Genomic DNA, 20,434 nt, shown 5'->3' on the forward strand with positions numbered 1-20,434 from the left:
GATAGCGCTTTCCAAAGAAGCCCGTCAACGGTTGGGCGGTAGCTCCCCCTGCCGGACGGTGCGCGCGGTCAGCGTCCCGTCGGCCGTCTCACCGCTCACCACGACCTGCTGCCCGGCCTTCAGATCGCTCACCGATCCCTTGCTCGAGATCTCGTACGCCGTGTCGCCGGTGAGCTTCACGGTCACGTCGCCGTTCTGCGTCTTCACCACCAGCTTCCCGTCGGCCGCCGACACCACCGTGCCGATCGCCGCGCGGCCCTGGCCGAACTGCCCGCCGCCGCGCTGCCCGGCACCGCCCTGGCCGGCCCCACCCTGACCAGCGCCTCCCTGACCGGCACCGCCTTGGCCGGGCTGCCCGCCCTGACCACGGAATCCGCCGTACCCCGCCCCGCGCCCCGCCTGCGCCGGCGTACCGTCCGACGCGAACGCCGCGTGCAGCCCGGCGCCGCCCGCCAGCCCGATCGCCAGCACCACCACGCCGCTCAGCACGGCAGTTGCCACCGGCAACTTCAGCGTCTTCTTCGGCCGGAGCGCCGCCTCGACCTCCTGGTCGGACCCGATCTGGGCGAACTCGTCGGGACTCTGGTTGGACATGCCTGAACCTCTCACTCGTGTCGCAGTGCATCGATGGGACGCAGCCCGGCCGCCCGGTGGGCCGGCATGCTGCCGAAGAACAGCCCGACGGCCGCGGAGACGCCGAAGGCGAGCGCGATCGACGACGGCACCAGCACCGGGCGTACGCCGGCCAGCTCGAACCGGCTGACGACCAGCGCCGCCGCGACGCCGACGGCGCCGCCGATCAGGCTGAGCAGCGTCGCCTCGATCAGGAACTGCCCGAGGATCGCCCGCCGGCGCGCGCCGAGCGCCTTGCGGATCCCGATCTCGCGGGTCCGCTCGGTGACCGTGACGAGCATGATGTTGGTGACGCCGATCCCGCCGACCACCAGGCTGATCGCCGCGACCGTCGCGAGCAGCGCGGTGAAGGTCGCGGCGGTGTCCTGGCTGGTCTGCAGGATCTGCGCCGAGTTGGTGATCCGGAACGGTGACGTCTGGGTCGCCGGGACCTGGTGCCGGGCCGCGAGCAGCTGCGTGACCTCGGCCTGGGCGACGTCGACGCGGTCCTTGCTCGTCGCCTGGACGACGATCTGGTTGAGCGCGCCGTACCCGGCCTGGGTCGCGCGCAGCGTCGAGATCGGTACGACGACCGCCGCGTTCGGGTCGGCAAAGCCGGTGCTGTCCTTGCTCGCGAGGACACCCAGGACGGTGAAGTCGACCGCGCCGAGCTTCACGGTCTGGCCGACGGCGGTGTTCGGGCGGGTGAACAGCTCGCTCGCGGCGGTCTGGCCGAGCAGGACCACGCGGGCCGCTTGGTCCACGTCCTGCTGGGTGAAGGCGCGGCCGGTGCCGACCGGGGTGTTGGTCGCGGGCAGGTAGTCGGGGGTTGTGCCGATCACCTGGTTGACGGTGTAGCTGGTGTCGCCGTTGGTCGCCGTACCGGAACTGGTCATCACGGGGGCGACGGTCGCGATGTCGGGTGCGAGCCGGTCGTCGGCGAGGGCCGCGGCGTCGTCGGTCGTCAGGGCGTACTGCTGAGCGGACGGACCGGCCTGGCCGCGCTGGAAACCACCGCCGCCGCCTGAGGACGAGACGGTGAGCAGGTTGGTGCCCATCGCCTCCAGCCGCTCCTGCACGGCCTTCCCCGACCCGTTGCCCACCGCAACCAGCACGATCACCGCGCCGACGCCGATCGAGACGCCGAGGACGGTGAGCAAGGAGCGCAACTTGTTGGCCCCGAGCCCACGCAGGGCGGCCCCGAAGAGATCTCTAGGAGACATCAGCCAGTCACCTTGTCAGCAACGATCTTTCCGTCAGACACTTGAATCAACCGGCGAGCTCGGCGAGCTACTTCATCCTCGTGCGTGATCACCACCACCGTGCGGCCTTCGGCGTTCAACGCGTCGAACATGTCGAGCACCTCGTCCGTGGACCGCGCGTCGAGGTTTCCGGTCGGCTCGTCGGCGAGCAGGATGCGCGGACCGGTGGCGAGGGCTCGGGCGATGGCGACGCGTTGTTGCTGACCGCCGGAGAGTTGATTGGGCCGGTGGTCCGCGCGGTCGGCGAGGCCGACGAGCTCGAGTGCGCGCCGGGCCCGCTGACGGCGCTCCGAGCGCCGGAGGTGGGCGTAGGTGAGCGGCAGCTCGACGTTCGCCAGCGCGCTGGTCCGCGGGATCAGGTTGAACGACTGGAAGACGAAGCCGATCTTGCGGCCGCGGACGAGGGCCTGCTGGTCCTCGGTGAGGCGGGCGACGTCGGTCCCGTCCAGCCAGTACTCGCCCCGGCTGGGGACGTCCAGGCAGCCGAGGATGTTCATCAGGGTCGACTTGCCGGAGCCGGACGAGCCCATCACCGCTACGTAGTCACCGGCGTGAACCTGCAGGGAGACCCCACGAAGAGCATGTACGGCGGTCTCGCCGCTGCCGTAGGTCTTGGTCACACCCCGGAGCTCGATCAGCGCCGAGGCGGGCGCAGGTGCGGGGGTGTCGCGCAGCAAGTGCTGAGCGTCAGCGGCCACGGTTGGCGCCTCCGCCCTGGCCGCCGCCGAAGCCGCCGGGGAGCTGGCCGCCGCCGCCCTGGAACTGACCGGCCCGGCCCTGACCAGCCCGCTCCTGGCCGGCGGTCGCGCCGCCGATGGCTCCCTGGAGGAGCTCGACCTGCTCGCCCTCGTCCAGGCCGGACTTGATCTCGGTGAAGCTGCCGCCCTGGACGCCGATCTGGACCTCCCGGGTGGATCCGTCGGCAAGGGTGACCGTGTGGGTGCCGCCGGAGGTGACGACGGCGGTGCTCGGGACGTACAGCGTGTTGGAGACCTTCGCCGTCTGCACGGTGACGTTGGCGGTCTGGCCGATCCGGGCGCCGGCGGGGAGCTTGGTGAGGCTGAAGGTCGCGGAGTACGAGACGACGCCGTTGGTCGTCGTGGGGGTCGGCGAGACCGAGAGGAGAGTAGCCGAGAGGGTCGTGCCGGGGTCGGCGTTGAGGGTGACGGTCGCTGACTGCTTGGCCTTGATCTTCACGGCGTCGGCTTCGGGGAAGGCGGCAACTACTTGAAGAGACTTCAGGTCCGCGAGGTTGACGAAGCCTGAGGTAGAAGTTGAGGCCTCGGCAGATGCCGACGGCGAGTTCGATCCACCGGCCACCGACCCCACTCCCCCGTTCACCGCAGTCACAGTCCCCGCGATCGGCGCCCGCAAAGTCGTCGCCTCGACCGCCGCCTGAGCCGCCTCGAGGTTCTGATCGGCCTGTTCCTTGTCAGCCTTCGCCCGCGCACGGCTCGCCTTGGCGTTCGTCACCGCGATCTCAGGATCTTGCTGTTGTCCGCCGACTGCCGGCGTCGCCGTTGACTCCGCCGCCTCCTCCGCGTCGCTCAGCGACTCCTCCGCGGCATCCACCGAGTTCGCCGCCGCGATCTGGTTCTGCTCGGCGATCCGCACCTGCCGTTCCGCCGGCGCCGGGTCGATCCTGGCCAGCGCCGCGTTCTTCGCGACCACCTGGCCGACCTTCACGTACACCGCCGTGACCGTCCCCGACGTCGCGAACTGCGGCGTCGCCGACTGGGAGCTCTGCAGCGTCCCGCTCGACGACACGCCGGCGACCACCTCCCCACGCGCCACCGCGACGCTCGGGCGCGTCGTACCGGCCGCCTCGGACTCGTCGCGGAAGAACAGCAGGTACGCCGTGACGGCGACGGCGACGACGACCGCCACCAGGGCCACGTTGAGCAGGCTGAGGCCACCGAGTCTGTGGCGTGGGAGGACCATGAGCGCAGACGCTAGGAAGCTTTGCTGAGGAATGAATCCGGGCTTGCTGGCAACTGGCTGTGAATCCGGCTGCTCGTTTCAGACTGTGGCGCGCGACACACAGTCAACTGTGAACAGGCGATGACACCGGGTCACGACGGGCTTGTCAGGTGCGTACCTTGGCCTCGGGCATGCCAAAATGGGAATGATCCGAGCCGGCCGACCGTTGGCACGGATGACGAAATCTCGGAGGTTTGACATGTCTAATCGCGTTCTGCGTGGTTCGGGGCTGGGTGGGGTCAGCTTCGAGGACGACCGTGGTGTGGAGTTCGCGCCGCGCCAGATGATCACTTACGACTGCCCGCGCGGTCACGTGGTCGAGGTGACGATGGCGCACGACGCCGAGGTCCCCGCGATCTGGGAGTGCCCGCACTGCGGCAGCGAGGCCGCCCGTTCGACCGGTGAGAAGCCGGAGCCGAAGCAGGAGAAGCCCGCCCGGACGCACTGGGACATGCTGCGCGAGCGCCGGAGCATCTCCGAGCTCGAGGAGCTGCTCGCCGAGCGCGTCCAGCTGCTCCGCAACGGTGAGATCGGTCCGGCGCACCTGCACCGGGCCCGCAACACCACGGGCAAGCGCACCGCCTGAGCACCGAACCCCGAACGGGCCGTTCCGCAGAGTCGCGGAACGGCCCGTTCGCTGTGTTCACCCCCAGGTCGAGGACGTGACCTCGGTCACCTGTCCTGCGGCCGGTCGGGGTCGATGACCTCGCCCTGGACGACGTCGTCGTTCCGCATCCGCTGCCCTTCGGACTGCTCGGCCGACGGCGGCCGGAAGGTCCCCGGCATGAACCCGGTGATCGGATTGCCCCCGAGCTGCGAGACCACTCGGCGGCCCAGGAACCCGGAGAGCACCCGGCGCGCGAGCGGTCGGGTGAACGGCAGCACGAAGAAGAAGCCGAAGATGTCAGTGACGAACCCCGGCGTCAGCAGCAGCGTGCCGCCGACCAGCAGCAGCGCCGCGTCGGCCAGCTCCTTGCCGGGCATCCGCCCGGTCTCCAGCGCCGTGCGGAGCGCGGAGAACGCCCGGCGTCCCTCGCGCTTGATCAGCCAGGCGCCGAGCGCGCTCTCGATCAGCAGCAGGGCGACCGTGGGCCAGCCGCCGATCACCTGGCCGATCTGGATGATCACGTAGATCTCGACGATCGGCACCACCAGAAGCGCCACCGCGACGAACCACGGCAGCCCTCGGGTCTTGCGCGTCGGACTTCCGGTTACGCCGCTCACAGCAGCCCCACCTCTCGTGTCGGTCAGACCGGTACCTTCTCAGCGCTGGGGGTCGCGGCCGGCGGCGTACCGGGGTCCGCCGGGCGGCGGTTCCGGCGCGTCGCCAGCGCCAGCACTGCTCCCATGATCCCCAGGCCGGTCAAGAGCCACTGCGGCCAGCCGCCGAGCTTGGTCGCGAGCGTCTCGCCGTCGCGGACCGGCACCGACGCGACGTACACGTCCGGCACGAACTGGCCCGACTTGTGCTCGACGGCCCCGTCCGGCCGGATCACGCCGGAGATCCCTGAGGTGGAGGCGATCAGCACGGTCCGCCCGGTCTCGATCGCACGCATCCGGGTGATCGCGAACTGCTGCTCGGGCTGCCCGGTCCCGCCGTACGTCGCGTTGTTGGTCTGTACGACGAGCACCTGCGCGCCGCCCTTGGCCAGGTCGGACACGACGTTGTCGTAGGCGAGCTCGAAGCAGATCAGGTCGCCGTAGGTGACGCCGTTGATCGGCATCAGCCCGGGACCGACGCCCGGCGCGGTCTGCCGGCCGACCATCTCCAGGCGCTTGATGTAGGGCAGCAGCTGGTCGCGGAACGGGATGTACTCGCCGAACGGCACCGGGTGCCGCTTCGCGTACCGCTGGCCCGGCCCGCTGGCCGGGTCCCAGACGATGCCGGTGGTCTGCCGCTCGTTCTCGCCCGGCCCCTCGGTCACCGCGCCGACCAGGATCGGGACGTTGACCGCCTTCACCGCGGCCTCGATGTCGGCCCGGGTCTCGGCGTCCTTGTACGGGTCGATGTCGGTCGAGTTCTCCGGCCAGATCACCAGGTCGGGCTTGACCTGGGTGCCGGCCTCGACCTGGCGCTGCAGGTCGAGCGTGGCGTTCAGGTGGTTCTTGGTGACGGTCCGGGCGCGGCCGAGGAACTCCAGTCCCTTGCCCGGCACGTTGCCCTGCACCATCGCCGCGGTGATCGTCTTGCCGTTGCCCTCGGTGGACAGCGACATCAGCGAGCTGCCGCCGACGATCGCGACCCCGGCGACCAGCGCGACGACGCGCAGGCCGAGGGCGCTCCTGCGGCGCAGTACGGCGTACGCGAGAACGCCGAGCAGCGCGATCACGAAGCTCAGGCCGGCGATCCCGACCAGCGAGGCGAGCCGGCCGAGCGGCGAGTCCGAGAACGCCCACGCGAGCCGGCCCCACGGGAACCCGCCGAACGGCACCGACGACGTGGCGAACTCCGTCCCGACCCACAGGCACGGGATCCACAGCATCCACAGCTTGTGCTTCAACGCCTGGCTGGCCAGGGCACCGAAGACCGCGTAGAAGAGCCCTTCGAGGATCGCCAGCGCGATCGCGGCGTCGCCGCCGATGACGCTGAGCCACGGGACCAGGACTGCGTAGTAGGTGATGCCGAAGCCGGCGCCGACCAGGATGCCACCCTTGACCGAGACGCCGTTCAGCGCGGCCAGGAACAGCGGTACGGCGACGACGGCCAGCCACGGGTGGTCGTGGGGCTCGAAGGCCAGTCCCAGCAGGGCGCCGGCGCCGACCGCCACCACGATCCTCGGCACCAGCCGTGCCAGAGCCTTCAACCGCTCCACTCGGGTCCCCTTCGCCTCACCGTCCGGCACCTGCCGGTGCGCACGACGGTACAACGTACGGGAACCCGGAAGAGATCCGGTTGGTGACGCAGAGGTGTCGAGATGGTGTTACGGCACCGACGCGGCGCGAGAGGCGGCTGTCGGGTGAGAGAGGAAAGAGGCTCGGCCGACCCTTCGGACCAACCGGCGGACCCGCTGGATGCGAGCCGCCCGGCTGTTGTCTACTGGGCGCCGAGCCTCTTCCACCTCTGCCCCGCGGGGGGCTGTCCACCGGCGATCTCAGCCCCCGTCGACTCAAGCCTGGCACTGGCCTGGTCAGCGTCGCGGGATCATCCGGTGGCCGAACTCTGTGTGTCTGCTGGAACAACGAACATTGACGACTCTCAGAACGATGCTCGCTGGAAGCGGTGAAGTCAACCTCTGCACCGGCTCCTTCAGAACGTTGTAACACATTCGGTCGACGTTGTTACCCAGGGCAACTATCTGTCACGCAGCCGGTACGACGACGGTACCGGTTGCCCTCGTGATCAGCAGCGGTTCGGCCAGTACCTCGGCCGCCGACTCGGACTTGTCCGGCCGCCCCCGGCAGACCACGTACGCCGCGAAGTCGAGCTCGCGGCTGCGCGTCCCGACCCGGGAGATCGTCGCGGTCACCTCGACCATGTCGCCGGCCCGCAAAGGCTGCAGGAACTGGACATCGGAGTAGGAAGCGAACAATCCTTCATCTCCGTCGGCCACGATGCAGACCTCGGTCGCGACGTCGCCGAACAGCCCCAGCACGTAGGCGCCGTCGACCAGGTGCCCGGCGTAGTGGGCGTGGCTGTACGGGACGTAACGCCGGTGGGTGACCGACAGACCGATCTCGGCCTTGCTCATGCGCTTCTCCTGTTCGGGGTCCGGACCCGCTTCGTCACCAGTACGTCGACCAGGTAGCTGGCCACCTCGCCGGGCGTCGTACCGCGGCCGAACACCCGGTCCACACCGAGCTCCCCGGCCATCTGCTCGGTGAAACGGGGGCCACCGGCAACCAGTACCGGACGGGTCTCCTCGGGGTAGGCCTCGCGGAACGCGGCCGACATCTCCTTGGTGTTCAGCACGTGCGCCTCGCGCTGGGTGACCACCTGGGAGACCAGGATCGCGTCGGCCTTCTCGGCCTTGGCCCGCCGGACCAGCTCCGGTACGGCGACCTGCGCACCGAGGTTGACCACCTTCAGCTCCCGGTAGTACTCCAGGCCCTTCTCCCCCGCGAACCCCTTGATGTTCATGATCGCGTCGATGCCGACGGTGTGCGCGTCGGTGCCGATGCAGGCGCCGACCACGGTCAGCCGGCGGCGCAGACCCTTGCGGATGGCAAGGTTCGCGTCCTTGGGCGCCAGCAGCGGGTAGTCGCGCTCGATCACCTCGACCTTGTCGGTGTCGACCAGGTGGTTCACCGGTCCGTAGACGACGAAGAAGGTGAAGTCCGGGCCCATCGCCTTGGCGTGCACGACCAGCGCCGGGTCCATGCCCATCTTGTTGGCCAGCTGCACCGCGGCGCCCTCGGCGCGCTTGTCGTGCGGGATCGGCAGCGTGAACGACAGCTGCACCATCCCGTCGCCGGTGGTGTCGCCGTACGGCCTGATGATGCTCACTGCGCCTCCTCGAGCAGCTCGATCGCCGGGTTGTAGTACGCCGCCGAGCGGCGCGCGACGCCGTCCAGGCCGCGGCCGGCGTCCTGCGGGCGCTTCATCAGCCCGAAGGTGCCGTCGCCGATCGCGTTCAGCAGGCCGTCGTCGACGATGTTCTCCAGCAGCTCGACGGACTCCCCCAGCACCTGCCGGGCGCGCTGCGCGATGAAACCGTCCGGTGCCGGGTGGAAGTCCTCGTGAAGGTTGCCTGCGGCCCCCAGTACGTAGCGGACGTTCTGCAGCGCGAGGTCGCGGTCGGAGATCCACGGCGTGACCACGGCCTCGGTCATCATCCCGACCAGCAGGATGCCCTGCCCGGTCATCGCGCCGACCAGGTTGAAGAACCCGTCCAGCAGGTAGCCGCGGAACACGTCACCGGTCATGTGCCGGGTCGGCGGCATCCACTTCAGCGGCGCGTCCGGGAACAGCTGCCGGGCCAGCATCGCGTGCGCGAGCTCCAGCCGGAACGAGTCCGGGATCTCCGGGGTGATCTCGAAGGCGTGCCCGAGCCCGAGCTGCCAGTCCTCGAGCCCGGCCTCCTTGGCGAAGTACTCGTTCAGCAGCTGCGAGACCGTCACCGTGTGCGCGGCCTCGACGGCGTCGGCGGTGGTCAGGTAGTTGTCCTCGCCGGTGTTGATGATGATCCCGGCCCGGGCGTGGATCTGGCGGCTGAAGCGCTGGTCGACGAAGGTCCGGATCGGGTTGATGTCGCGGAACAGGATCCCGTACATCGAGTCGTTCAGCATCATGTCGAGGCGCTGCAGCCCGGCCAGCGTCGCGATCTCCGGCATGCACAGCCCGGAGGCGTAGTTGGTCAGCCGGATGTAGCGGCCGAGCTCGCGCGACGACTCGTCGAGCGCCGCGCGCATCAGGCGGAAGTTCTCCTGCGTTGCGTACGTGCCGGCGAAGCCCTCGCGGGTCGCGCCCTCGGGCACGTAGTCGAGCAGCGACTGCCCGGTCGACCGGATCACCGCGATGATGTCGGCGCCGGCCCGCGCGGCCGCCTGGGCCTGCGGGATGTCCTCGTAGATGTCGCCGGTGGCGACGATCAGGTAGATCCACGGCCGCTGCTCAGGATCGCCGTGCTTGGCGATCAGCCGGTCCCGTTCACGACGCCGTCCGTCGACCTTCTTCAGCCCTCCGGCCGCGGCCTTGCGCGCGGCAGCACGAGCCCGTACGGCGTCCCGCCCTTCCGGCAGCCGGAACGTCACCGAGCCCGACGCCGCCTTCTGCGCGAGCACCGACAGGTCCTCGGCCTCGCCGCGGACCAGTGCGTCCCAGACCGGCAGCGCCAGTCCGTGCTCCAGGCCGACGTCGGCCCGGACGGTGTCGGCGAGCCGGTTCACCCAGGGGATGCCCTCGGAGTCGGCCCCGGCCAGGCCGGCCAGCCGCAGCACGGCCCGCTCGACCGAGACCGTGGTGTGCTGCCGGGCGATGTTCACGATCGGCTTGCCGGCCTTGCGCGCCAGGCTGCGCGCCTTCCGGACGGTGACCGGATCGAGGTCGAGCTTCTTCACGGCACGGGTCACTCCGTGGACCACCCTTCAGACTCGTACACCAGGCGGCCACCGACGGCGGTCCGCACACACTGCGGCACCTGCGCCGCGTCGCTCAGGTCCGGGAGCACCGGTACGCCGGCACCCGGGTCGGTCGACCAGGCCGCGACCCGCGGGTCCGGCGTCTGGACGACCAGGTGGGCGTCGGTCTCCCAGACCGCGTACGTCGCCGGCGTACCGGGCGCGAGGACGCCCTGGTCGTCGATCCCGGCCGCCCGCCAGCCGCCACGGGTGTGCGCCTGGAACGCGGCGCGCACGGTGATCCGCTCCGACTCGGTCCGGTGGAACGCCGCCGCGCGGACAGCCTCCCAGCCGCCGAGCGCGGTGACCGGCGCGTCCGAGCCGAAGGCCAGGACCACGCCCGCGCGCTGCAGCGTGCCGAACGGGTTCATCCCCTCCCAGCGGTCGCCGACCCGCTCGGCGTACATGCCGTCCGGGCCACCCCAGTGACCGTCGAACATCGGCTGCACGCTGGCCACGACACCGCACTTCGCGAGCGTCGCGACGACGTCCGCGTCCGGCATCTCGACGTGCTCGAGCCGGTGCCGCGCGGCGAGCAGCGCCGGGACGCCGACCTTCTCGGCGGCCAGCTCGAAGCCACGCGCGATGTTGTCGAGGGCAAGGTCCCCGATGCAGTGGAAGCCCGCCTGGACGCCCTTCTCGGTGCAGGCGATCACGTGCTCGGCGATCTGCTCCGCGGTCAGGTACGCGTGCCCACGGTGGTCCTCACGATCGGCGTACGGCGCGCGCAACGCCGCAGTCCGCGAGCCCAGTGCGCCGTCGGCGTTCAGGTCACCGGCGAGCCCGGCCAGCCCGTACTGCGAAACGTTGTCGAAGACACCGGTCTCGCCCCAGTACAAGGTTGCCGAGAGCCCCAATTCGTCGGCGGCCCGGCGGACCAGCGGCAGCTCCCAGACCGGCCCGATGTGCGGCGCCGCCATCTCGTGGAACGCGCCGATCCCGCGCTCGGCCATCGCCTTGACCGCCGCGCGCGCGTCGGCGAGCCGCTGGTCGGGACCGACCAGCTCGCTCAGCGCGTCCCGTACGGCGTGGTGCGCGTCGCGCTCGACCCGGCCGCTCTTGTCGAACCCGGCCTGTCCTTCCAGTCCCTCGACAGCCTTCATGAGCGACGAGGAGATGACGCCCGAGTGGCCGTCGACACGCGAGAGGTAGACCCGACGGTCTCCCCCGGCGCGGTCCAGCTCCTCGGCCGTCGGAGGGCGGCCCTCGGGCCACTTCGTCTCGTCCCACCCGGCGCCGTCGACCACCGCGTCGGCCGGCAGCGTCGCCACGAACGCGGCGAGCCGGTCGAGGGCGTCGGTCAGGCTGGTGGTGCCGATCAGGTCGAGGCCGGTCAGCAGGGCGCCGGTCTGCGCGGTGTGGACGTGGGCGTCGACGAAGGTGGGCGTGACCAGCTTGCCCCGGAGGTCGATCACCTCGTCCGCGCCCTCGGCGTACGACGAAGCGCTGCTGTCGTCGCCGAGCCAGGTGACCACGCCGTCGTCGAACGCGATCGCGGTCGCGTGGGGGTCGGCGGGTGAGTAGACGGAACCGTTCGTCAGAAGTGTGCGCACAGGGCTAATCCTGCCCCTCCGCCTTCAGCCGGCTCTCGAAGAGTCGCCGGACACCCGGTTCGGAGCGCAGCAGCTCGAGCGCGAAGTCGGCGTGACCGGGCACGTAGCCGTTGCCGACGAGCATCGTCACGTCGGCCGCGAGCCCCTCCGCGCCGAGCGCGGCGGCCGAGAACGAGGTCGCCATCGAGAAGAAGATCACCGTGCCGCCGGACGCCGTCGCGAGCACCGCGCCGTGCTCGCACCCCGGTACGTCGACGCAGACGACGGTGATGTCCGCCGGTCCCCCGGACGCCTCGACCGCAGCCGCGAGGGCGACCGGGTCGCGGGCGTCGGCCAGCGCGACCACGTCGGCCAGGTCGGCCTCGGCGAGCCGCTCCCGCTCCGCCTCGACCGGCACGATCCCGATCGTCCGGGCCGCGCCCGAGCGCCGCGCGGCGGCCAGCGCGAGCGACCCGGATTTCCCTGCGCCGCCAATTACTGACACGACAGGCTTTATGCCTTTGTCGACATACTCGCGGACCACCCGCGCGGTCAACGCCGGCGCGCCGCAGACGTCCATCACGGCCAGCGACAGCTCCGGCGCGAGGTCGTCGGGCAGCTTCGCGACGATCGAGCGGGCGAACAGGATCGCGTGCCCCTCGGCCGGGACCTGCTCGCTGCGGCCGTCCCAGCGGCGCAGGCCGTCGGTGATCCGCAGCGGGGTCAGCGTCAGCGACACCAGCGTGGCGACCCGGTCACCCGGCTTCACGCCGAGCGGCGACTCCGGCCCGACCTCGTCGACGACGCCGACCAGCATGCCGCCGGACCCGGTGACCGGGTTCTGCATCTTGCCGCGTTCGGCCACGATCTCGAGCACCGCACGGCGTACGCCCTCACCGTCGTGCCCGTGCGCCTCGGCCAGCTGCCGGAACGACGCGGCGTCCAGGTTCAGCCGCTCGACCGCGATCCGGATCTCGTCCGGCCACAGCTCCGGGTGCGCGTCCAGCCGGGTCGCGGCCTGCGGCAGCACACCCGCGGGCTCGATCACGCGGTGCAGTCCGACGGGGCTCGACGACACGCTGCCTCCAGAGGTTCGCGGCTCGGGGGTGAGCCGGGCAAAATACTACTGATTCTGGGTCTGAGAAGGAATTCTTACGGCGTACTGTTGGATCTGAGGGAAGTTCTATCGCTATCCTCACATGAGACCGCATCGCCCGTGGAGCCCCCGGAGGACTTCCGTGACTGATCTGATCAGCCCCGAGCTGACCGTCCCCGACGGCCAGCCGTACGCCTACACCCGGGCGGAGCTCGTCGAGCCCGACTGGACCCGGATGCCGGGGTTCAAGGACGTGACGGCCGACGAGTGGCGCTCGGTGCAGTGGCAGCGCTCGCACTGCGTGAAGAACGTCAAGCAGCTGCGCGACGTGATGGGCGACCTGCTCGAGGAGCGCGTCTACGAGGACCTGGCCCGCGACCAGGCCGAGCGGGCGACGATGTCGATGCTGCTCCCGCCGCAGATGCTGAACACGATCGTCCCGCAGGGCGCTTCCGACTACACCGAGGCCTTCTACGCCGACCCGGTCCGGCGCTACATGCTGCCGATGTTCACGGATCGGCGGACGGACTGGCCGTCGCACCCGCACGCCACGCGCGACTCGCTGCACGAGCACGAGATGTGGGCCACGGAGGGGTTGACCCACCGCTACCCGACGAAGGTCCTGGCCGAGGTGCTGCCCACCTGCCCGCAGTACTGCGGGCACTGCACCCGGATGGACCTGGTCGGCAACTCGACGCCGGTGATCGACAAGCTGAAGTTCACCATCAAGCCGCAGCAGCGCCTCGACGACATGCTCGACTACCTGCGCCGCAACCCCGGCGTCCGGGACGTCGTGGTCTCCGGTGGCGACGTGGCGAACATGCCCTGGCCGCGGCTGGAGGCGTTCCTGACCAGCCTGCTGGAGATCGAGAACATCCGCGACATCCGGCTGGCCACCAAGGCGCTGATGGGGATGCCGCAGCACTGGCTGTCCGACGACGTCCGGGCCGGCGTCGAGCGGGTCGCGTCGATCGCGCGGCAGCGCGGCGTGATGGTTGCCATGCACACCCATGTCAACGCGGCCCAGTCGGTGACGCCGCTGGTCGCCGAGGCGACCAAGGCGATGTTCGAGGCCGGCCTGCGCGACGTGCGCAACCAGGGCGTGCTGATGCGCGGCGTCAACGACTCGGTGCCGGAGCTGCTCGACCTGTGCTTCGCGCTGCTCGACGGCGCCACCATCACGCCGTACTACTTCTACATGTGCGACATGATCCCGTTCTCGGAGCACTGGCGGGTCTCGGTCAAGGACGCGCAGCACCTGCAGCACGGCATCCTCGGCTACCTGCCCGGCTTCGCGACCCCGCGGATCGTCTGCGACGTCCCGTACGTCGGCAAGCGCTGGGTGCACCAGCTCTCGGAGTACGACGAGGTCCGCGGCATCTCGTACTGGAAGAAGAACTACCGCACCGGTATCGAGCAGACCGACCCGGAGGCGCTGAACCGCACCTACGAGTACTACGACCCGATCGACACCCTGCCCACCGAGGGCCAGGACTGGTGGCGCACCCACGCCGGCGACTCCATCGCCGCCGCCACCGAGCAGGCCGCCGCCTCCCGCGCCGCGGCCGAGTCCCAGAAGCTCCTCCAGATCACCTGATCAGCTTCCGCCGGTGCCGCCGCACAGGGGTCAGCGGCACCGGCGGAAGACTCCGTGTCAGGACTGTCACAGGCAGCGACTAATCTGTCGCGGTGACTGAACACCTTGCCGCCACGAGGTCGTCGTACGACAACGTCGCGGACGCGTACCACGAGCTGGTGAAGGACCGGATGGCCGGGAACCCGCTGGAGCGGGCGATGCTGACGGCGTTCGCGGAGCTGACCGGGGACCCGATGGTCGACCTGGGCTGCGGGGCCGGGCGGACCACCGGGTTCCTGAAGGCGGTCGGGTGCGACATCTCGGGGCTCGACCTGTCGCCGAAGATGGTCGAGCTGGCCCGGAAGAACTACCCGGGCGTGACGTTCGAGGTCGGGTCGATGACCGACCTGCCGTTCAAGGACGGCGCGCTCGGCGGCGTCCTGGCCTGGTACTCGACCTTCCACATCCCGCGCGAGGAGCTGCCGGGGCTGTTCACCGAGTTCGCCCGGGTGCTGCGGCCGGGCGGGCGGGTGCTGATCGGGACGCACTCCGGCCAGGACGAGACGCTGCAGCCGGAGAAGGCGTACGGCGTCGCCGTGAGCTACACGGCGTACCTGTACCGGCCCGAGGTGATCACCGCGGCTCTCGCCGAAGCTGATCTCACCGTCACCGCCCAGCTCACCGAGCAGGGCAGCACCCCGGGCCGGGGGTACGCCGCGTTCATGGCCCAGAAGGGCCAGGGCTAGGGCACGTCCACCACCGGGCTGCCCGGGCGGCACCGGGCCGGCAGCGGGCTGACGTCGCAGCCGGTCAGGATCCGCACGATCTGCGGGTCGTGGTCACTGGCCTGGTCGGAGAACTCGGCGTTGATGTGCACGACGCCGTACGAGTAGCCCTGGATCGCCGGGCTGACCAGGATGTGGTCGAGCACCTGCGAGTTGCCGTCGAACACGTAGCTGTAGCGCTCGTTGACCGGCAGCGTCTCGATCAGCGGCTTGAGCAGCGCGCCGTCGTTGGTCAGCGTCTTGATCGCCGGGCTGAACTGGTAGTCGTTCAGGTCACCCAGTACGACGACCCGCGCGCGCCCGGCCGACTTGTCGGACAGGTCCTGGACGAAGTCGCGGACCTCGTTGGCTTGCTTCAGCCGCTGCACCTCGCTGCTGCGCACCGGCGGCTGCACCGCGGCCGACAGCGGGTGGTCGCCGCCCTTGGAGTTGAAGTGGTTCGCCACCAGGAACAGCTGCTTGTTGCCGTCGTACAGGAACTCCCCCACCAGCGGCTTGCGGCTCGACGCCCACGCGTCGCTGCCCGGGTCGATCCGGCCCGGCGAGACCGACAGCGACACCTGGTTGCTGGTCGGCCGGGCGCGGACCACCGAGACCGCCGTGTTCGCGTCGCCCCCGGGACGGTCGACGAACGTCGTCCGGGCCGGGTTGAACAGGAACACCTGGCGGATGTTGCCGCCCGGCTCACCACCGTCGGTGCCGTCGTTCGGGTCGATCGAGCGTGACGAGTACGCCGGTCCGCCGGCCGCCTGGATCGCGGCGGTGAACTTCGTGACGGTCTGGTCGGCGGCCACGACTCCGTTGCCGGTGGCACCGTTGTTGTCCTGGATCTCCTCCAGCGCCAGGATGTCCGGCGACCCGAGGTTGTGCACGACCGCCTCGGCCAGCCGGGCGAACTTCGCGTCCGGGTTGGTCGCGGCCAGGTTCTCCACGTTGTAGGTCGCGATCGACAGGTCGCCGGCCTTCTTCGGCGGCAGCACCTTCTGCTTCTTCAGCCCGCCGTCGGTGATCGCGCCGAGCTGCGTCGCCAGCAGCACGTAGCCGCCGAACGACTGGTAGTCGATCACGCCGGTCGTCCCGGCGGCCAGCGTCGAGCCGACGTTCGCCGCGGGAGCGCCGTTCAGCGCCGCGATCATGAACCGGCCGCTGTTCTGGTCGTCGTACGACGTGTAGACGGTGCCGCCGCGCGGCGTCGTGTTCTGGGCCGGCTTGAACGTCACCCACAGCTCACCGAACTCGGTGTTCACCGGGCTGACCAGACGGGTGCTCTGGGCAACGGTCACCCGCATCCCCTCGTGCACCTCCAGCCAGTCCAGGACGTAGGAGTTCTCCTCCAGCGGCTGCGCCTCGAGCGCGCCGGCCTTGGTGTAGGCGTCCGGGAGCGCGACCGGTACCGGAGCGGGCAGCGCGTTGCCGCTGCTGACCTTGAGGGTGTTCACCGTCCCGCCGATCTCGGTCAGGCTCTGCGCGCCGGCCGCCGGGCGGAACTCGGTGACCCGGCCCGAGGCGAGCACGGAGTCGCCGGCCACGACGGCCGGTGAGGTGGAGCCGGTGAAGACGAAGAGGCCCTCGCTGGTCAACTGGTCCGCGTCGGCGGTCGGGTCCTGCATCCAGTAACCGCGCGCGTTGCCCGTCGTACGGGTCGCCGTGACGATGCCGGGGACGTTCGTGACGCTCTGGCCGACGATCGGCGAGATCCGGCCGGAGCCCTGGATGTCGTGGATCCGGACCGAGCCCGGCGTCGGGTCGACCGGACCACCAGGGTTGCCCGCGTCGACCGTCGTACCGGCCGTGTTCGTCGCCTTCGGGACGCCGGAGCTGAAGTCGACGGAGTTGTTGTCGGTGTCGGTCAGCGCCCCGGAGCGCGCGTTGGCGGTGGTGTTGGTGAGGCCCGGCGCGGCCAGCGTCTCGACGTTCGCGGTCGCGCCGTACCCGACCAGGTCCTTCACGTTCGGCGCGGTCGAGCAGGAGATGCCGCAGCCGACCAGCGGGATCTGGGCCGTCACCAGGGCGACCACCCCGGACGTCGCCGACATCGGGATCGACCCGGTCGCGTCGGGCGTCGGCAGCGCGACGGTGCCGCCGGCGCCGGCGGCTTCCTGGACCAGGTACCGGCCGTGCGCCGGGATGGTGCCGGTGAGGTTGGTCAGCTGGAACACCGAGCCGGCGGCCGACGCGTACTGGACGCTCCAGCCGTCGACGCTGACCGGCGTACCGGTCAGGTTCGCGAGCTCGATGTAGTCGTTGCGGAAGGCCGCGCCCGAGTTGCCGCCACCGCCGTACACGGCGGAGATGACGACGTCGGTCGACAGCGCGTTCGCCGTACCGGGCAGTCCGGCCAGCGTGGCCACGACGGCCAGCGGCAGCGCGGCGGCGACAGCACGACGGCGTGCTCTGGACAGGTCCACGAGGTCCCCCCTCGATCGAGAATGGTTCGAGGAGGAGCATGCGACCTCTTCAGGGTGTGCGACAGCAGGGCGGCGCACAGTTCGCCGGGTGTTCCCGGGCCGTTCAGGGAGCCGCCGGGCGGCGTCACTCAGCGGCGTCGAAGGCCGCCTGCCGGCGACGGATCTCGGCGTGGTGATCGGCCGACCAGGCCGCCATCGCGAGCACCGTGGACAGCAGCGACGCGCCGATGTCGGTGAGCGCGTACTCGACGCGCGGCGGGACCTCGGCGTACGCCGTCCTGGACACGATGCCGCTGCGCTGGAGCTGCTTGAGGGTCAGCGTCAGCATCCGCTGCGAGATGCCGGGGATCGCGTGCCCGAGGTCGGAGTACCGGACCGGGCCGTCGGCCAGGGTGCCGATGATCAGGACGCTCCACTTGTCGCCGACCAGGTCGAGGATCTCGCGGATGAAGTCGGCGTCGGTGTCGCCCCAGTGCGCGCACGGGCCGGGGGCCCGGCGGACGTTCGCCCGGACGTTGACCGGGGCCTTTCTGCGCTCCATCTGCCACCTCCCGCGCACATTGATGTGCCTTTTGTAGAGGGTCCGATTCTAATGCACAGTGGTGTTACGAACAGAAAGTGTGTATCAGGAGGTTGGTGCTGTGAAGATCGAGTTCTGGTCGGACGTCGTGTGCCCGTACTGCGGGTTGATGGACAACCGGCTGCAGGTGGCGCTCGCGCGGTTCCCGCATGCTGTCGAGGTGGTGCACCGGTCGATTCAGTTGCACCCGGATCTGCCGCGGACCGGCGTGACGCAGCGTGAGCTGCTGCGGATGCACGGCGTGCCGGGGGTGGAGCAGCAGGTTCTCGAACCCATCGAGGCGGCGGCGCACGCCGAGGGGCTGACGCCGTACCGGGCAGTTGACCGGACGCTCGGACCCACGGACTACGCGCACGAACTGCTGGCCTACGCGTCCTCGCTCGGTCGTGGGAACGAGGTGTGGACGGCGATCTACCGCGCGCACTTCGGCGAGGCGCGGGAGTTCTGGACGCTCGAGCAGGTGCTCGAGTTCGCCGACGAGCTCGGGCTCGACGGGGCCGACGAGGTGTTGCGGAGTCGGCGGTATCAGGCGCAGGTCGCGGCTGATCAGCGCGAGGCCGAGCGGCTCGGGGCGCAGGGCGCGCCGTTTGTTGTCATCGACAACAAGTACGCGATCCCGGGTGCGGTTGGGGTCGAGCAGCTGCTGGAGGTCATGGAGCGGGCCTGGGCGGACACCCACCCGGTGCTGGAGGTTGTCGGCGGGGTCGACGGCGCCTGCGGGCCGGACAGCTGCGCGGTCTGATTGCGTACCGACCGACAGGAGGTCCCTCGTCGGCGCCCGCTCAGGCCCGCCGTCCGACCCGAACCGCCCGCCTCCGCCGCCCGACACCTCCTGTCCTTCGGCACCGGCCCCGCGCCACTTTGTGCACCGCTCAGCCACCGCAGCGCCGCTGCAATGACTGAGCCGTGCTCAAAGTCGAAGCTCGCGGGCGGCCGTGGGGCTTGGGATCGCTCAGAGCGCCGGTGGGCGGCGCTCGTACGGCGTACTGAGGACGATCGTCGTGGTCGTGGAGACGTTCGCCCGGGCCCGGATCGTGGCCAGCAGCTCCTCGAGCGCCGCCGGCGAGGCGACCCGGACGATCAGCACGTAGCTGGAATCACCCGCGACCGAGTAGCAGGACTCGATCTCGGGCACGTCCCGCAGCCGCTCCGGCGAGTCGTCGGGCTGCGACGGGTCGATCGGACGGATCGAGATCAGCGCGGTCAGCGGCAGGTCGAGCGCGGTGTGGTCGATCGTTGCCGCGTACCCCAGGATGATGCCGCGCTGCTCCAGCCGCTTCACCCGCTGGTGCACCGCCGACGTGGACAGGCCGGTGGCCTTGCCGAGGTCGGTGAAACTCATCCGGCCGTCCGACGCCAGCAGCGCCACGATCTTGCGGTCCAGGTCCTCCACGCTGGAGACCCTACTGCCCCGGGGGCCCGGCATGAAAGCATCACCCCATGGCTGAGACTGGTTCCGGGCAACGGCTGATGCTGCTCGACACTGCTTCCCTGTACTTCCGGGCGTTCTTCGGGGTCCCGGACACGATGAAGGCCGCCGACGGTACGCCGACCAACGCGATCCGCGGGCTGCTCGACTTCATCGCGCGCCTGGTCGAGAACCACCGGCCGACCCACCTGGTCGCCTGCTGGGACGACAACTGGCGCCCGTCGTGGCGGGTCGAGCTGATCCCGTCGTACAAGGCCCAGCGGGTCGAGTACGTCGCCACCGGCGGCGAGCAGGTCGAGGACGTGCCGGATCGCCTGGAGGTGCAGGTCCCGTTCATCCGCGCCTGCCTCGACTCGCTCGGCATCGCGATCGCCGGCGCGCCCGACCACGAGGCCGACGACGTGATCGGGACCCTGTCGCACCGCTCGACGATGCCGGTCGACGTGGTGACCGGCGACCGCGACCTGTTCCAGCTGATCGACGACGCGCGCGGGATCCGGGTCATCTACACGGCGGCCAAGGGCGTGGGGCGCGCCGAGGTGTACGACGAGAAGGCGCTGCTGGCCAAGTACGACATCCCCGCGTCCCGGTACGCCGACTACGCGACGCTGCGCGGGGACGCGTCGGACGGACTGCCCGGCGTGAAGGGCGTCGGCGAGAAGACCGCGGCGTCGCTGGTCACGGCGTACGGTGGTCTGGCCGAGATCCGCGCCGCGGCGGCGGATGCTTCGACGCCGATGTCGCCGTCGGTAAAGCGCAAGATCCTGGAGGCGAGCGACTACCTGGACGTCGCACCGAAGGTGGTCGCTGTTGCGCACGACGCGCCGGTCAGCGCCCACGACGCGAAGATGCCGACCGAGGTCGCGGACCCGCAGCGGTGGCTGGATCTCGTCGAACTGCTGGAGCTGGGCAGCAGCGCGCAGCGCGTGATGCAGGCGCTGAACGTGGGGCCGAAGGGCGACTTGTGAGCAGCCTCGCCTCTGGGTCCCCGGCAGCTGACTCTCCGTCCGCTGGATCCCCGGCCGCTGGATCCCCGGCCGCTGGATCCCCGGCCGCTGGATCCCCGGCCGCTGGATCCCCGGCCGCTGGATCCCCGGCCGCTGGATCCCCGGCCGCT

19 protein-coding genes are annotated in these 20,434 nt (G+C 70.4%); 5 read left to right on the top strand and 14 right to left on the bottom strand.

Going from position 1 to position 20,434, the window contains the following annotated elements:
• Positions 1-24 precede the first annotated feature (24 nt).
• From AB0M01_RS37930 to AB0M01_RS37945, 4 genes are read right to left on the bottom strand one after another with little or no spacing between them, the layout of a single operon-like run.
• Entirely contained in the window at positions 25-594 is a 570-nt protein-coding gene (locus tag AB0M01_RS37930; RefSeq protein ID WP_363677510.1) for a DUF5666 domain-containing protein, read from the bottom strand.
• An 11-nt stretch (positions 595-605) separates the two neighbouring features.
• Positions 606-1,835 carry an ABC transporter permease gene (locus AB0M01_RS37935; RefSeq protein WP_363677511.1) on the bottom strand — a complete coding sequence of 410 codons (1,230 nt, stop codon included), beginning with the start codon at positions 1,833-1,835 and terminating at the stop codon, positions 606-608.
• Positions 1,835-2,572 (bottom strand): ABC transporter ATP-binding protein, encoded by a 738-nt coding sequence (locus AB0M01_RS37940; protein ID WP_363677512.1) that lies wholly within the window; start codon positions 2,570-2,572, stop codon positions 1,835-1,837. The genes AB0M01_RS37935 and AB0M01_RS37940 overlap by 1 nt, the downstream gene beginning before the upstream one ends.
• Positions 2,562-3,815, bottom strand: coding sequence for an efflux RND transporter periplasmic adaptor subunit (locus AB0M01_RS37945; protein ID WP_363677513.1), 1,254 nt, complete (start codon positions 3,813-3,815; stop codon positions 2,562-2,564). Before AB0M01_RS37945 ends, AB0M01_RS37940 begins: the two co-directional genes overlap by 11 nt.
• Positions 3,816-4,053: 238 nt before the next feature.
• Here AB0M01_RS37945 and AB0M01_RS37950 point away from each other — a divergent pair, with 238 nt between their 5' ends.
• The gene (locus tag AB0M01_RS37950; protein WP_344172121.1) at positions 4,054-4,440 is read left to right on the top strand and encodes an RNA polymerase-binding protein RbpA; all 387 of its coding nucleotides are present in this window, start codon (positions 4,054-4,056) and stop codon (positions 4,438-4,440) included.
• Between the two features lie 86 nt (positions 4,441-4,526).
• On the opposite strand, the gene AB0M01_RS37955 is transcribed toward AB0M01_RS37950, so the two are convergent.
• The 7 genes from AB0M01_RS37955 to AB0M01_RS37985 form a co-directional block, all read right to left on the bottom strand.
• Positions 4,527-5,078, bottom strand: coding sequence for an FxsA family protein (locus tag AB0M01_RS37955; protein ID WP_363677515.1), 552 nt, complete (start codon positions 5,076-5,078; stop codon positions 4,527-4,529).
• A 23-nt stretch (positions 5,079-5,101) separates the two neighbouring features.
• Complete coding sequence (lnt, locus tag AB0M01_RS37960) at positions 5,102-6,667, bottom strand: apolipoprotein N-acyltransferase (RefSeq protein WP_363677516.1); 1,566 nt, start codon at positions 6,665-6,667, stop codon at positions 5,102-5,104.
• Positions 6,668-7,153: 486 nt separating this feature from the next.
• On the bottom strand, positions 7,154-7,543 hold the full coding sequence (locus AB0M01_RS37965; RefSeq protein ID WP_363677517.1) for a hotdog domain-containing protein: 390 nt from the start codon (positions 7,541-7,543) through the stop codon (positions 7,154-7,156).
• Positions 7,540-8,298, bottom strand: coding sequence for an OAM dimerization domain-containing protein (locus tag AB0M01_RS37970; protein WP_363677518.1), 759 nt, complete (start codon positions 8,296-8,298; stop codon positions 7,540-7,542). Before AB0M01_RS37970 ends, AB0M01_RS37965 begins: the two co-directional genes overlap by 4 nt.
• Entirely contained in the window at positions 8,295-9,863 is a 1,569-nt protein-coding gene (locus AB0M01_RS37975) for a lysine 5,6-aminomutase subunit alpha (protein ID WP_363677519.1), read from the bottom strand. The genes AB0M01_RS37970 and AB0M01_RS37975 overlap by 4 nt, the downstream gene beginning before the upstream one ends.
• The gene (locus AB0M01_RS37980; protein ID WP_363677520.1) at positions 9,860-11,464 is read right to left on the bottom strand and encodes an amidohydrolase; all 1,605 of its coding nucleotides are present in this window, start codon (positions 11,462-11,464) and stop codon (positions 9,860-9,862) included. Before AB0M01_RS37980 ends, AB0M01_RS37975 begins: the two co-directional genes overlap by 4 nt.
• Before the next feature lie 4 nt (positions 11,465-11,468).
• On the bottom strand, positions 11,469-12,521 hold the full coding sequence (locus AB0M01_RS37985) for an L-erythro-3,5-diaminohexanoate dehydrogenase (RefSeq protein WP_363677521.1): 1,053 nt from the start codon (positions 12,519-12,521) through the stop codon (positions 11,469-11,471).
• Between the two features lie 160 nt (positions 12,522-12,681).
• Between AB0M01_RS37985 and AB0M01_RS37990 the strand changes: the two genes are divergently transcribed.
• The gene (locus AB0M01_RS37990) at positions 12,682-14,136 is read left to right on the top strand and encodes a lysine 2,3-aminomutase (protein ID WP_363677522.1); all 1,455 of its coding nucleotides are present in this window, start codon (positions 12,682-12,684) and stop codon (positions 14,134-14,136) included.
• A 92-nt stretch (positions 14,137-14,228) separates the two neighbouring features.
• The gene (locus AB0M01_RS37995; RefSeq protein WP_363677523.1) at positions 14,229-14,861 is read left to right on the top strand and encodes a methyltransferase domain-containing protein; all 633 of its coding nucleotides are present in this window, start codon (positions 14,229-14,231) and stop codon (positions 14,859-14,861) included.
• On the opposite strand, the gene AB0M01_RS38000 is transcribed toward AB0M01_RS37995, so the two are convergent.
• Positions 14,858-17,308 carry a lamin tail domain-containing protein gene (locus tag AB0M01_RS38000; protein ID WP_363677524.1) on the bottom strand — a complete coding sequence of 817 codons (2,451 nt, stop codon included), beginning with the start codon at positions 17,306-17,308 and terminating at the stop codon, positions 14,858-14,860. The genes AB0M01_RS37995 and AB0M01_RS38000 overlap by 4 nt on opposite strands.
• Positions 17,309-17,432: 124 nt before the next feature.
• Positions 17,433-17,849: a helix-turn-helix domain-containing protein gene (locus AB0M01_RS38005; protein ID WP_363677525.1), complete on the bottom strand. Its 417-nt coding sequence runs from the start codon at positions 17,847-17,849 to the stop codon at positions 17,433-17,435.
• A 100-nt stretch (positions 17,850-17,949) separates the two neighbouring features.
• On the opposite strand from AB0M01_RS38005, the gene AB0M01_RS38010 reads away from it, so the two are divergent.
• Positions 17,950-18,630 carry a DsbA family oxidoreductase gene (locus AB0M01_RS38010; protein WP_363677526.1) on the top strand — a complete coding sequence of 227 codons (681 nt, stop codon included), beginning with the start codon at positions 17,950-17,952 and terminating at the stop codon, positions 18,628-18,630.
• 210 nt (positions 18,631-18,840) lie between these two features.
• Here the strand turns inward: AB0M01_RS38010 and AB0M01_RS38015 are convergent, their stop codons facing one another.
• Positions 18,841-19,281, bottom strand: a complete 441-nt coding sequence (locus AB0M01_RS38015; protein WP_363677527.1) for an Lrp/AsnC family transcriptional regulator — start codon at positions 19,279-19,281, stop codon at positions 18,841-18,843.
• Between the two features lie 77 nt (positions 19,282-19,358).
• On the opposite strand from AB0M01_RS38015, the gene AB0M01_RS38020 reads away from it, so the two are divergent.
• Positions 19,359-20,285 carry a 5'-3' exonuclease gene (locus AB0M01_RS38020; RefSeq protein ID WP_363677528.1) on the top strand — a complete coding sequence of 309 codons (927 nt, stop codon included), beginning with the start codon at positions 19,359-19,361 and terminating at the stop codon, positions 20,283-20,285.
• The last annotated feature ends 149 nt before the right edge of the window (positions 20,286-20,434 follow it).

Origin of the sequence: Kribbella sp. NPDC051770 (genome assembly GCF_040681455.1) — a bacterium.
In the GTDB taxonomy this organism is placed as follows: Bacteria; Actinomycetota; Actinomycetes; order Propionibacteriales; family Kribbellaceae; genus Kribbella.

Bases quoted from the DNA above. Each gene is read 5' to 3' on its own strand.
- AB0M01_RS37930 (WP_363677510.1), bottom strand. From the start codon at position 594: ATGTCCAACCAGAGTCCCGACGAGTTCGCCCAGATCGGGTCCGACCAG.
- AB0M01_RS37935 (WP_363677511.1), bottom strand. From the start codon at position 1,835: ATGTCTCCTAGAGATCTCTTCGGGGCCGCCCTGCGTGGGCTCGGGGCC.
- AB0M01_RS37945 (WP_363677513.1), bottom strand. From the start codon at position 3,815: ATGGTCCTCCCACGCCACAGACTCGGTGGCCTCAGCCTGCTCAACGTG.
- AB0M01_RS37950 (WP_344172121.1), top strand. From the start codon at position 4,054: ATGTCTAATCGCGTTCTGCGTGGTTCGGGGCTGGGTGGGGTCAGCTTC.
- AB0M01_RS37965 (WP_363677517.1), bottom strand. From the start codon at position 7,543: ATGAGCAAGGCCGAGATCGGTCTGTCGGTCACCCACCGGCGTTACGTC.
- AB0M01_RS38005 (WP_363677525.1), bottom strand. From the start codon at position 17,849: ATGGAGCGCAGAAAGGCCCCGGTCAACGTCCGGGCGAACGTCCGCCGG.
- AB0M01_RS38020 (WP_363677528.1), top strand. From the start codon at position 19,359: ATGCTGCTCGACACTGCTTCCCTGTACTTCCGGGCGTTCTTCGGGGTC.